Below are 12,077 nucleotides of genomic sequence, written 5' to 3'. Positions count from 1 at the left end.
TTTCGCCCAGTGCTCCACCTGAACCGCAAATTCCCCCAAGCTTTGGAAAAGGATGAGATGACAAGTCCGGACGCCGATCGACTGAAAGCGCTCCTGCCGGCCGGGGTCGCCCAACGCGTCCAGTCGCTGCGGCTGGCCGAGGGCACGGCCAGCGTCGTGATCGATGCCACCGGCCTTTCGGTGCAGGACCGTGCCGGGCTGGAAGCCCGTGTCGCAGAGGCGCTGCAGGGCGCTCCCGGCGTTGCCGACGTGCGCGTGGCGGTGATGGCGGACAAACCCTCGCGGCGCATCCTGGCAGTGGGATCGGGCAAGGGCGGGGTCGGCAAGTCCACCCTGGCCGCCAACCTCGCGGTCGCGCTGTCCCGCATGGGCCGCAAGGTCGGCCTGGTGGACGCGGATATCTACGGTCCTTCGCAGGCCCGGTTGCTCGGCACCGAGGGGCAGCGGCCCGTGGCCCATGAAAGCCGGCTGGTGCCGGTGGCCAGCGCGTTCGGCGTGCCGGTGCTGTCGATGGCCAATCTGCTGGAGCCCGGTCAGGCGATCGCCTGGCGCGGACCGATGGTGGCCGGGGCGCTGACCCAATTGCTGGAAGGCCACTGGGACAATGCCGAGATCGTCGTCGTCGACCTGCCGCCCGGCACCGGCGACGTCCAGCTGACGATGCTGCAGAAGTTCAAGCCCGCCGGCGCGGTGATCGTCTCTACGCCACAGGACTTGGCCCTGATGGACGCGACCCGCGCGATCGAGCTGTTCGAAAAGAGCGGCGTGCCCATCGTCGGGGTGGTGGAGAACATGGCGGGCTATGCCTGCCCCCATTGCGGCGAAGTGAGCGATCCCTTCGGTGCGGGCGGGGCCGAGGCGGCCGCGCGGGACATGGGCCAGGCCTTCCTGGGCCGCATCCCGCTCGACATCGTCATCCGCCGCGACAGCGATGCAGGCACGCCCCCTGCGGCCGGAAACGGACCGCAGGCGGAGGCGTTCGCCGCGCTCGCCGCGCGCGTTTCGGATTGGCTGGACAGCCACTGATGGCCGGGCCGCGCCTCTCTGTTTCCGGGGGGCATGCTTCCGAGGGTTCGGTGTCCGGCGCGCGGATCTCGCGCCGGGGGATCCTGATCGGCGCGCTCGCGGGCGGCGGGCTGGCGGTGGGCTACCTGCTGCGCCCCCGCCGCTTTCCGCTGCCGCTCGAACCCGGCCGCGACGAATATGCCTTTGGCGCCTGGATCAAGATCGCGGCGGACGGCGTGGTCAGCGTGGCGGTGCCGCAAGTGGAGATGGGGCAGGGTGTCACGACGCTGCTGCCGCAGATCGTCGCGCACGAACTCGGTGCGGACTGGCGGCAGGTGGCGGTCGAACCCGCGCCGGTCAGTGCGCTTTATGCCAATGCCGTGCTGGCCGCGAAGTGGGCGCCCTTGTGGATGCCCGCCATGCCCGCGCTGGCCGAAGCGCCGGACGGCTTCGCCGCGCGCCGCTGGGCCGAGGATCACCGCTTCAACGCCACGGCAGACGGTACCGCGGTTGCCGCCTATGAAGGCCCCGCCCGCGCGGCTGCCGCTTCGGCCCGCGCCTTGCTGGTCCAGGCCGCTGCCGCGCGCTGGAACGTCGCGCCCGAGGCGTGCGAAGTGTCCGGCGGCCTCGTCCTGCACGAGGGCAAGCGCCTGAATTTCGGGCCATTGGCAGCGGAAGCGGCGACTTTCTCGCCGCCCGACCCGCCCCCGCTGCGGGCCGAGGCCATGGCCGAGAAGCCCGGCGAATTCCTGCCCGGCGCCCCCTTGCGCTACCCGCGGCTCGACCTTCCCTCGAAAGTGGACGGATCGTGGACTTTTGCCGGCGACGTCCGCCTGCCGGACATGGTCCGCGCCGCGATCCGTCAGGCGCCGATCGGGAAGGCAAGTCTCTCGGGCCTGGACGATGGCGCGGGCAAGGACCTGCGCGGCTTCCTCCGTTTCGTCAAAGGGCCGGACTGGGTGGCGGCGCTGGCCGAGGACTGGTGGACGGCCGAAACGGCGCTGACCCGTGCCAGCCCCCGTTTTCGCGTCGCCCGGGGCAGCGACAGCGGCGATGTCGACAGCGCGTTGGACGAGGCGATGGCGATGGGCTCGCCCAGCCGCCTCCATATGGCGGGCGATGCGGAGGCCATCGCAGGCGCGCTGCCGGTCCAGATCCGCTACGAGGTCGCTCCCGCAGTCCATGCCACGATCGAGACGGCCAGCGCGACCGCGCGCTACGAGAATGGGCGCCTCGAACTCTGGATCGGCACTCAGGCGCCCGAGGCCGCCCGCGTGGCTGCGGCCGGTGCGCTGGGTTTGCAGGCGGTCGATGTCGTGCTCTATCCAATGCCGATCGGCGGCAGTTTCGACCGGCGCCTGGAATGCGCCCATGCCGCGCAAGTCGCGGTTCTGGCCCGCGAGGCCGGACGGCCGGTTCAGCTTACTTTCTCGCGGCGGCAGGAGCATTTCACCACTTTGCCGCGGGCGCCGGCCGTTGCGGTCATGGCTGCCCGCCCCGATGCGGAAGGGCGGCCGACCGGCTGGCGCGCAAGGATCGCCGCGCCGGCCACGGCGCGCGCGTTCGGTCGGCGCTTCTTCTCGGGAGAGTCCGCGTTCGATGCGCTGGACGCCGTGGCCGGGGCTGCCGATCCGATGGCGGTGGAAGGTTCGGTTCCGGCCTATGCGGTACCGAACCTGGCCGTCGACCATATTCCGGCCGCGATTGACCTGCCGACCGGCCGGATGCGCGGCAACGCCCATGGCTACACCGCGTTCTTCAACGAGAGCTTCGTGGACGAACTGGCGCACCGGGCCGGGCGCGAGCCGCTGTCGTTCCGCATGGCGATGCTGGGGCATGACCCGCGCCTGGCCGAATGCCTCCAGCGCGCGGCGGGCCTGGCGCAGTGGGGCGGCGGCGGGGACAACAGCGGGCAGGGCATTGCCTGCCACGTCATCGGCGAGGGCCGGATAGCCGTGGTCGCCAGCGCCCGGCGCGACGAGAACGGCGTGCGCGTGGACCGGCTGAGCGCCGTGGCGGACATCGGCCGCATCGTGAACTACGATGTGGCCCGCCAACAGGTCGAGGGCGGGCTCATCTTCGGCCTGGGCCTCGCGTTGGGATGCAGCCCGAACTATGCGGGCGGCCGGCCCGATGGGGAGCGCCTGTCCGACCTTGCCTTGCCGACCCTTGCCGATTGCCCGGCGATCGAGGTCGACTTCATCGAGAGCACGGAAGACCCCGCCGATCCGGGCGAACTGGGGGTTGCCGTGGTTGCCCCTGCGGTGGCCAATGCTCTCTTTTCGGCGACGGGGCTCCGCTTCCGCCGCCTTCCGCTCTTTGCCGAGGATATGTAATGGCCACCAGAGACCGGCAATCCGCCGAACCGCGCCGCGCCGAACAGGCCGATGGCGGGATCGGCGTGCTCCTCGTGAACCTCGGCACGCCGGATGCACCCACTGCCCCGGCGGTGCGGCGCTACCTGGCCGAATTCCTGTCCGATCCGCGCGTCGTGGAGATTCCGGCCATCGCCTGGAAGCCGATCCTCCACGGCATCGTCCTGCGCACCCGTCCGGCCAAGTCCGCCCATGCCTATCAGCAGGTCTGGACTGCCGACGGCTCCCCGCTGGCCGCGATCACCCGGGCCCAGGCCGGGCGGTTGCAGGAGCGGCTGGGTGCGCGCGCGCGCGTGGACTGGGCCATGCGCTACGGCAATCCGTCCTTGCCCTCGCGGCTTGAGGCGATGACGCAGGCCGGCTGCGAGCGCATCCTGATCGCGCCGCTCTATCCGCAATATTCCGGTGCGACCACGGCCTCGGTCATGGACAAGCTGGGCGAGGCGCTGGGCACGATGCGGGCGCAGCCCGCGATCCGCACCCTGCCGCCCTATTTCGACGACCCCGCCTATATCGATGCCCTGGAGGCCGACCTGCTGGGCCAGGTGGAGGCGTTGGACTTCCAGCCCGAAGTGCTGTTGCTCTCTTTCCATGGCATGCCGCAGCGCACGGCCGACCTGGGCGATCCCTACTATTCCCACTGCCTCGAAACCGCCCGCCTGCTGACCGAGCGCCTGGCCCGGCGCCGTCCGGACTTGCGGATCGAGACGAGCTTCCAGTCCCGCTTCGGCCGCGCCCGGTGGCTGGAACCCTCGACCGAAGACGTGCTGGCGGCCGAGGCGAAGGCCGGAACACGGCGCCTTGCGATAGCAGCGCCCGGCTTCTCGGCAGACTGCGTGGAAACGCTGGAGGAACTGGCGATTCGCGGGCGCGAAGTCTTCGAGGAAGCGGGCGGGGAGACGATGGCCGTGCTCGGCTGCCTGAACGACGGGGCCGCGGGCATGGACATGCTCGAAGCCCTCGTCAGGCGCGAGCTATCCGGCTGGTAACAAGGATTTAACCTTAGTTCGCGTTGACTCCCCCGGGCTTCGACCTACCCGTTGTCGGCAGGTTTCGGAGCGGGGGCGAACGAAGATGCGGGATAGGGACTTCGCCGATTTCACCTATGGCGGGCAGCAGGATGCATCCGGCGGCCGGGCGGTCTCGCTGGCGATCTTCGCAGACCGACCGCATCTGCGCGCGACCATGCGCGAGGATGCCGTGGGCGCCGGGCTCGATGTTGCCGTGGCCGCTCCTCTCGATGCGCTTCTCGGCAATGCAGGAAAGCCGCAGGCCGACGTGGTCCTGCTCGATTGTCCCCTGGTCGATGCCGCTACGATGGCGGCGCTCGCCCGGCTGGACATGCAGGCGGCCGGCGGGGGTACGCGGCTGATCGTCTCGACCTCGGTGGACGCGCTCGACGACGTCTTCGCCTGCATGGACATGTCGGCGCCCCTGCTGCTGGTCGATCCCAACCGCGCCGAGCGGGTGATCGCGCTGGGGCAGGTCCTGGCGGGTTTTCCCGCCGCGCGCCTGAGGGAACTGTCCGAAGACGACCGGCTGATGCTGCTGCGCCTTACCGAACAAGTGGGCCAGATCGCCGGTCATATCGACCGCCTGGCCCCGCGCGAGGCCGAATCGCCTTTCGCGAGATCGTCTGGTTCGGCGGGCGCCGTTACCGCCCCGCGCGGCGCGGCGCCGTCGGGCCAATCACCGCGCGACATGGCGGCAGGACGCGCGATCCCCCTTGCCAGCACGGCGGCGCTGCCCGAGGCCCGGTCGATCCGCCGCGTGATCCGCCAGCGCCAGCTGCGTTCGCGCTTCATCGAAGGCGAGTTCTTCGCGGACCCCGCCTGGGACATGCTGCTCGATCTCGCGGCGGCGCGGGTGGAGGGCAAGCAAGTCTCCGTCACCTCGCTCTGCATCGCCTCGGGCGTTCCGCCCACTACGGCGCTGCGCTGGATCGGGGCGCTCGTCCAGGCCAACCTGTTCCAGCGCGTCTGCGACGAAAACGACCGCCGCCGCGCCTTCATCGAACTCACGGGCGATGCCGCGGACCGCCTGGCCGCCTACTTCGGCGAGATCGCCTCGATGGGCGCGCTCCCGGTCTGAAGCCGCGGCTTTCGTTGTTTCGAAGGATGTCGGGAAGTGGTGCCGGCTACAGGAACCCAATACTTTAAGTAAATATATAATATATTTATATTACATTGATTTCGATTCGCTATATGGCACAAATAATGGCCACAATAGAATTTCCACTATCTTACCATGCAAGGAAGTGGAATCCCATAATCCATCTTGATAACCTATAGGACTGTCACAGCATTATTGCAAATCACAACCATATACGAGTTCTTTGGCAACTGAACGACCGACTTTGGGACATTGTGCTCAGTCCGGTCTGGAGCACCCATAGATGGATAGCTGTCGTTCCTGACCCCCACCCGTGTCCGCTTTGGAGAACGAGGCTGGGACGTTCGTGACTGTCGGCTTCGGAGCGCCGTCATGTTGATTGTGAAGTTGATGGATCGATGCGACTGCGAGGATGTCCCAATCGGTCTGCGCCTGGCGAAACGGAAGAGTGATGCAACTTCGCCATTACGAGATGGCTGTAACGAATTTCCTTCGCCCTTGTGGGGAGTTGCGATACGCCCTAAGCGCGGCCACCTTGAGCCAGCACTGCTCTTATGTTTCGCAGGGAAAACGTGTGACGACAAGCCAGGTAGAGGAGCGAGCTGAGCCTCACGCGAAGGCAGCGCTGCTCGAATTCCTTCGATCCCGCGAACTGTTAAATAACCGGACCGCCGTGACGGCGGAACTGATCCTGGACAAACAGGCCGTCCGCGCCGACGTTGTCCTGTGCGACAAGAATGATCTGCATTGCTTCGAGATCAAAACCGCACGCGACAGTCTCGCGCGAATGGACAGGCAACTTGAAGTCTATTGCCGTCATGCGAGCTTCGTCACAGTCGTAGCAGCGACGCGGCACATCAGTTCGGTATTGTCCCGCGTTGCGCCGCATGTCGGGATCTACGAGATGATGTCCTTCGCCAGTGCGGAGCCGATCAGGGTCGTTCGTGAGCCAAAGCGATCGCCGTCCCTTGATGCGGACGCCATGCTTTCGCTGCTGCCAGTGAGAGATCTTCAGGCCCGCCTCGGACTTTCTAATAGACTGAGGCGGAAGGACGCCGTTGCGGAAGCAGCCAGCCTTCCCGAAGCGCTGAAGAAGCAGGCGGTGTTTTCCTTCTTTGTTGAACGATATGGGAAAAACACCCGTGCGCTCATCCGAGTGACGAGGCGGAGACGGATTCGACCGCAGGACCTAGAGATGCTCCGTCGGTGGCGTTCGGACGGGTTTGAGCGCGACAAGGGGCTAGAGACGGATGTCCGTCTGCCAGCGTGGTGTGAGCACGCTGACGCGGATGTCTATCGTCACGTCGGTCAGAGTTTTGGGCCGATACCTGAAGAGCTACGGCTGCTGCTCGCAGGCTAGTCGATCCAGGGCTCGTCCGTGGTCAGTGCCGCGCCAGCCGACTGGGCCTGTACATGCATATGTATGTTCATCCTGATCGTGGTCCAGCGGCCTGCCGCGTTGAGCCCAGCCATATTGCCTGCTGCAGCCTCCCTTATTCGATGCGCACCCCAGCACAGGTTCGCCTCATCCCACCGGGCGTCACCCCGCACGCGCATGGCTGCGTCGTAAAAGCCTTCTCGACGGCGATGGTAGATCCACTCACCGGGCATCGGATAGTCAACTCTTGGCACGCCTCTGAACGCGGGCTCCCGGTCCGACGCAAAAATGGCAGCATGATCGCCGTATCTGAGGTCAATCCCGGCTGCGACTATAGGCGGGCTCGCTCGGAGCATGTCGTAGAGTTGTCGCTCTCGTATTGTAAGGCACGCATAGTCCTCGCCAGTTGAGGTAAACTCGCTCGGGAAGCTAGACGCCTTGAAGACGTGTGTGCAGATGCCGCGGGCGAACTGCGCACTCGATGACAGAAGCGCACCTTGAATGGCGATACCTATCGATGTGAGGTCATCTCGAGGTCCGATTTGCTCATAGTCATATACTAGCAGAATAGGCATCTGGCTGAAGTTTAGGCCGGAAAGCGCAGCGACATTTTCCGCATTCCATCCACGCGATCGCCTGAAGCGGAAGATCACGCCGCGGTTCAGGCCAGACAGGCGCTCGACCTGAGTCCGCAGGGCAACTGGATCGTCACTCCACTGCACTACCGGGATGCGCCGATGATCGTGCCCGACGAAGTCGCACCAGGCCTTGAACCCGTCGGCAGGATTGTGAAGGGCGGCTACTTCAGACCGGCCGAGCGCCGCCCAATCCGCTCGTGACTGCGTCTTGTAGATCTTGTCCGACGGCGGAATCGGCGGCGCAAGATCGACACCTAGCGAACGCTCGCCGAAGGCCTCACTGATGTGTTCGCTTGATCGTGCGAGGGGGCCGCCAGCGCCGTTCTTAGGATGAGGCCAAGCCTGCATCCGCACGATAGGAAAGATCGCGTCTTTGATCGGCTCTGCCAACTTACGAAGAGCTTCGGCCTCACTTGCACGTATAGTGAGGCTGGGGAAATATCTGGCCGTCGACAAATCGCACTCTCCAGAATAATGAGGATTCAGGTTAGGACGCCCAAGCGAATATTCATCGCTGCGGGAGAGACCTGCAGAGCTTCCGCGAGTCTGTCCACATCCCGCTCGCCACCTTCCATCAATTGCCGAATGAGGTGCCATGGCATAAGAATTTCTGCAGCCAGCGCGTTGGCTTCAAACTCACGTCGCTCCGACAACCCACTCCGATAGAATGTGTCATCTACTAACTCATTTCCGATCACGTCGCGATGCAAGACAAAATGCGCGATCTCATGCGCAATGGTGAAGCGTTGCCGGTTCCGATGCTCATGTCGGTTAACCTTGATTGTCCAGCTCTGTCGGTCCTTTTGGTCGAGAACCAGCATACCGGACACGGCGAGAGGTAGGTCGCTCACGACGACCTTCACGCCGAGATCCGAAGCAATGGCGCCCAGTTTGACTGGTGCTTCCACTTGATGGCGGGAAATCGCATCCGTGGCGTAGGCCGGTAGCTGGGGAACGCTCAGTCTCGCCATTCTTCATCTCGCATCTGGTGCTCCGGGGCCGCGTCCGCTGTGACGATCGACGCGCTTAAGGCGTCTTGGACTGCATCCCGCGCGCGCGCCTCCATCGCCGCTGTGATGGCGGCGTCCACACTTTCCTTGAACTTCTCCGAGCTGAGGTAGCTGTCGCTTCCGCTCTTCGACGTTTCGACGGCCATCTGTTCCGCTATGCCACGGATTGTCTGGAAACCCCAGATTGCCGCTACCGCGACAATGAAGCCGATAAACGTGACGATCAATGAAACCACGGAAAGAAGGATCGCGATAAGATCCTTATATTCCCAAGCGCCCGGCCGAATTAGGTTCGCGCCCTGCACGTCCAAAAGAAGTAGCAGCAGTCCGAACATCAGGACATTCGCTGCTAAAACTGCTCGTTTCACCCACCGCATAACTCTCGATAAGTGGCGCGGGAACTTTTGTCGAGACACCTACGTAATGGTTCGCGCTCCATATCTGGTTGGTCAAAACCCACCTGTCCGCTGTCGACGCTTTCTGCGGGGGATGGCCGGATAGCCGACGGACTGCTGTGGGGAGCGAAATTTGGTCACTGAGCGTCCATGATGGGGTCGGTTTCGCCAGGGCGCAACGCCTTGGGTTGGGACTTAGCCGTCGTTCAGGCACGGTCCGCTAAATGACGGCTTCTGGCATACTCGGTCATTGGCCGAGCCGACTTCCACGCCGCCGAAGCCCGCAAATCTGGTGGAAGCGATCTTGCACTTTTCGGGTTTGATTGAGCTGGTGCGGAGACGCTGAGGCCTTGGCCGCCCAGCGGCGAGTGGATGTGCGCGGCGTCACCAGCGAGCAATACGCGCGCCCGCCGATACTCGGTCGCCAGATGGGCCCGATTCGTCCAGGTCCTGACAAGGCCGGTCGCCGTCAGCTCGACGTCGGTGCCCGAGATGCGAAGTAGAACCGCCTGGAGATGATCGCGTGTGATCGGGGCCATCCGGTGATGCGCCCCGCCGTCGAACTCGACCATTCTGATCATGTCGGGCAGGTCGAAGATGCAGGTGCCGGTCGGTGTATCGTGGTGGCCGGGCTCCAGCATCGATGGATCGGCAAGTTCGACCTGGGCGAAGTAGCCGGTGAACTCGGGGTCGGGGCCGGTGAAACCGAAGCCAGCCGCCTTGCGCACCGCGCTGCGGTCGCCGTCACAGCCGACGGGCCACCCGCCGCGGAACGTTTCGTTGCCGGCGCGGACGGTCACGTCGCGATCCGTTGCATCCACGCCAGAAACGCCCATGCCATGTATGATCGTGACACCCAGCTCCTCCGCGCGGTCCGTCAGAACGGCCTCGATGCTTTCCAGATCGGTGGCCATAGGGCTGGCGGAGCGTGGCAGGCGACAGGGCCACTGGCTCTGGTCGATCTGATCGAGGAAGAAGTCGATGCCGGCGAAATGTCCGCGAGGCCTACGCTCCTCCTTCATCCAAGGCGCAGCGGTGGTAAGGGGCAATTACGGGCTTGGCATTGCCGCTCACTAGGTGGCAAACGGCAAGCGCCTGGTGTCCGGACAGATCGCCATCGAGCGCCCAGACACCCGGCGTAACGCACTTTAGTCCATTGCCGTCGCCAGCTTGAGCCGCTCCATGCCCGTCGGCGGCTCATGTTCGCCGAACTCGAAGGTCACGGATTCGATCGTACCGGTGAAGGGGAATAGTCCCTTGTCGTCATAGTCGGAACAGACCGGCGAAATGCAGTCCATGCCGACATCCATGCACTCGGTGCCGCAGCGCATCGGCACCTGCTCGTCGATCCGGCCCTTCGCGACCGCACTGCCGTCGAGCGACAGGACGACGTTCGCTGGACAGCCGGGGGCCTTCGATTCCGGGGCGAAATCGAGTTCGATGACATGTTTGCCGGGGCTCAGCGCCTCGGGTGATATCACGTCGTAGCGGCGCAGGCCGAAGAAATTATAGTGGAACCGCGCCTTGCCTTCCCACAGGAACAGGGAGAAGCCCGCCGCATCGCCGCCCAGCGCGAACAGCACGCCTTCCGCGCCGCCATCTGGTATTTCCACCGGCACCGTCATCTTGAACGGCACGCTTACCAGCTTGGGGCCGCTGCCTTCCGGCAGGCGGGTCATGCCAGGGTAGAAAGTGACCTTGTCGCGCCCGAAGAAGTAGCTTGGCCGCAGCGTGACATCCATCCGCTCAGCGAAGCGATCGTCCAGCGGCAACACCTGATAGCGCGCCGCCTCGCCCATGAAGAGGTCCTGGAGGTAACGCAGCTTGTCTGGGTGCTGCTCGGCCAGATCCTCGGCCTGGCTAAAGTCCTTCTCGATATTGTAGAGTTCCCACTTGTCCTCGTCGAAGCCGCTGGAACCATGGGTTTCCCAGGGCAGGCGCCCATGGCGGCAGGACGCAATCCACCCATTCTCATACATGGCGCGATTGCCCAGCATCTCGAAATATTGCTTCGTCCGGGTGCTCGGCGCCTTCGCATTGGCCGCATCGAACGTATAAGCGAAGCTGACCCCCTCGATCGGACGCTGGATATAGCCGTTCACCTCGGTCGGTTCCGAAATGCCGACGATCTCCATCAGCGTCGGCATCAGGTCGATGCAGTGATGGAACTGACTGCGAATGATGCCGCTTTCCTTGATCCTTTCCGGCCAGGAAATGATCATCGGGTTGCGCGTGCCACCAAAGTGGGATGCGACCTGCTTGGTCCATTGGAACGGCGCGTCGCCCGCCCAGGCCCAGCCCACAGCGTAGTGCGGCGAGGTGCCGGGCAGGCCCCATGTGTCGAGGAAGCCGATCGACTCTTCCATCGTCGGCTGACGGCCATTAAGGCTCATCAGTTCATTCGGCGTACCGATCAGCGAACCTTCGCCGCTCGATCCATTGTCGCCGATGATGTAGATGACGATGGTGTTGTCGAGTTCGCCCAGCGCCTCGATCGCGTCGACCACATTGCCGACCTCATAATCGGCATGCTCCAGGAAATCGGCATAATTTTCCGCTTGCCGCGCGAACAGCTTGCGATGCTCCTCGGGCTGGCTGTCCCAGGACGGAATTTCCGCGGGCCGCTCTGTCAGCTTGCTTTCGGGCGGAATGACGCCAAGCTTAAGCTGATTTTCGTGGACGATCCTGCGGTACTCGTCCCAGCCCATGTCGAAGCGCCCGGCATTGCGCCCACGCCAGTCGAGTGGCGGCTGGTGCGGTGCGTGGCCGGCGCCAGCCGAGAAATAGGCCATGAATGGCCGATCGGGCGCGATCGCCTTTTGCGAGCGGATCCAGCCGATGCACTCTTCGGCCAGATCGCGGGTCAGCTGATAGCCTTCCTCCGGCCGCTTGGGTGGTTCTACCGGGGTGGTGTTGCGCAGCAACGAGGGGAAGAACTGATCGGTCTCGCCCGCAATGAAACCGTAGAAATAGTCGAAGCCCTGTTGGGTGGGCCAATTGTCGAACGGCCCGGCTGCGCTGGTCTGGTTGTCGGGCACGTTATGGTTCTTGCCGAACCAGCCGTTGGTGTAGCCCGCCTGCTTCAGCAATTCGGCAAAGGTGGCGCAGCTTTTGGGGATGACCCCGCTATAGCCGGGATAGCCGGTCGCCATTTCGGCGATCAC

The 12,077-nt window shown here is 64.6% G+C and carries 10 protein-coding genes; 5 read left to right on the top strand and 5 right to left on the bottom strand.

Annotated features, from left to right (window positions below):
* The first annotated feature begins 57 nt into the window (after positions 1–57).
* The 5 genes from EDF57_RS12690 (at position 58) to EDF57_RS12670 (ending at position 6,852) form a co-directional block, all read left to right on the top strand.
* Entirely contained in the window at positions 58–1,026 is a 969-nt protein-coding gene (locus tag EDF57_RS12690) for an Mrp/NBP35 family ATP-binding protein (protein WP_134094586.1), read from the top strand.
* A complete protein-coding gene (locus EDF57_RS12685) occupies positions 1,026–3,341 on the top strand; it encodes a molybdopterin cofactor-binding domain-containing protein (RefSeq protein WP_134094585.1) in 2,316 nt (771 codons plus the stop codon). Before EDF57_RS12690 ends, EDF57_RS12685 begins: the two co-directional genes overlap by 1 nt.
* Positions 3,341–4,369 carry a ferrochelatase gene (gene hemH / locus EDF57_RS12680; RefSeq protein ID WP_134094584.1) on the top strand — a complete coding sequence of 343 codons (1,029 nt, stop codon included), beginning with the start codon at positions 3,341–3,343 and terminating at the stop codon, positions 4,367–4,369. The genes EDF57_RS12685 and hemH overlap by 1 nt, the downstream gene beginning before the upstream one ends.
* Before the next feature lie 85 nt (positions 4,370–4,454).
* The gene (locus EDF57_RS12675) at positions 4,455–5,471 is read left to right on the top strand and encodes a MarR family transcriptional regulator (protein ID WP_134094583.1); all 1,017 of its coding nucleotides are present in this window, start codon (positions 4,455–4,457) and stop codon (positions 5,469–5,471) included.
* A 595-nt stretch (positions 5,472–6,066) separates the two neighbouring features.
* Positions 6,067–6,852, top strand: a complete 786-nt coding sequence (locus tag EDF57_RS12670; RefSeq protein ID WP_134094582.1) for a sce7726 family protein — start codon at positions 6,067–6,069, stop codon at positions 6,850–6,852.
* On the opposite strand, the gene EDF57_RS12665 is transcribed toward EDF57_RS12670, so the two are convergent.
* From EDF57_RS12665 to EDF57_RS12645, 5 genes are all read right to left on the bottom strand, one after another.
* A complete protein-coding gene (locus EDF57_RS12665) occupies positions 6,849–8,105 on the bottom strand; it encodes a hypothetical protein (RefSeq protein ID WP_134094581.1) in 1,257 nt (418 codons plus the stop codon). The two genes, EDF57_RS12670 and EDF57_RS12665, sit on opposite strands and share 4 nt — an antisense overlap.
* Positions 7,991–8,479 (bottom strand): ImmA/IrrE family metallo-endopeptidase, encoded by a 489-nt coding sequence (locus tag EDF57_RS12660; RefSeq protein ID WP_134094580.1) that lies wholly within the window; start codon positions 8,477–8,479, stop codon positions 7,991–7,993. Before EDF57_RS12660 ends, EDF57_RS12665 begins: the two co-directional genes overlap by 115 nt.
* Complete coding sequence (locus EDF57_RS12655; protein WP_134094579.1) at positions 8,467–8,853, bottom strand: hypothetical protein; 387 nt, start codon at positions 8,851–8,853, stop codon at positions 8,467–8,469. The genes EDF57_RS12660 and EDF57_RS12655 overlap by 13 nt, the downstream gene beginning before the upstream one ends.
* A gap of 266 nt (positions 8,854–9,119) precedes the next feature.
* The gene (locus EDF57_RS12650) at positions 9,120–9,935 is read right to left on the bottom strand and encodes an FAD-dependent monooxygenase (RefSeq protein ID WP_243841047.1); all 816 of its coding nucleotides are present in this window, start codon (positions 9,933–9,935) and stop codon (positions 9,120–9,122) included.
* A gap of 126 nt (positions 9,936–10,061) precedes the next feature.
* Positions 10,062–12,077 (bottom strand): sulfatase-like hydrolase/transferase (locus EDF57_RS12645; RefSeq protein WP_134094578.1); only part of this gene is annotated, 2,016 nt, incomplete at its 5' end.

This window comes from Novosphingobium sp. PhB55 (genome assembly GCF_004368805.1).
Taxonomy (GTDB): Bacteria; Pseudomonadota; Alphaproteobacteria; order Sphingomonadales; family Sphingomonadaceae; genus Novosphingobium.
The sequence above is the reverse complement of the archived record's forward strand: the minus strand, read 5'-3'. Positions and strand labels throughout refer to the sequence as shown.

Coding starts and splice junctions, on each gene's coding strand:
- EDF57_RS12685 (WP_134094585.1), top strand. CDS start 1,026: ATGGCCGGGCCGCGCCTCTCTGTTTCCGGGGGGCATGCTTCCGAGGGT.
- EDF57_RS12675 (WP_134094583.1), top strand. CDS start 4,455: ATGCGGGATAGGGACTTCGCCGATTTCACCTATGGCGGGCAGCAGGAT.
- EDF57_RS12650 (WP_243841047.1), bottom strand. CDS start 9,935: ATGAAGGAGGAGCGTAGGCCTCGCGGACATTTCGCCGGCATCGACTTC.
- EDF57_RS12655 (WP_134094579.1), bottom strand. CDS start 8,853: ATGTTCGGACTGCTGCTACTTCTTTTGGACGTGCAGGGCGCGAACCTA.
- EDF57_RS12690 (WP_134094586.1), top strand. CDS start 58: ATGACAAGTCCGGACGCCGATCGACTGAAAGCGCTCCTGCCGGCCGGG.
- hemH (WP_134094584.1), top strand. CDS start 3,341: ATGGCCACCAGAGACCGGCAATCCGCCGAACCGCGCCGCGCCGAACAG.
- EDF57_RS12665 (WP_134094581.1), bottom strand. CDS start 8,105: ATGGCACCTCATTCGGCAATTGATGGAAGGTGGCGAGCGGGATGTGGA.
- EDF57_RS12660 (WP_134094580.1), bottom strand. CDS start 8,479: ATGGCGAGACTGAGCGTTCCCCAGCTACCGGCCTACGCCACGGATGCG.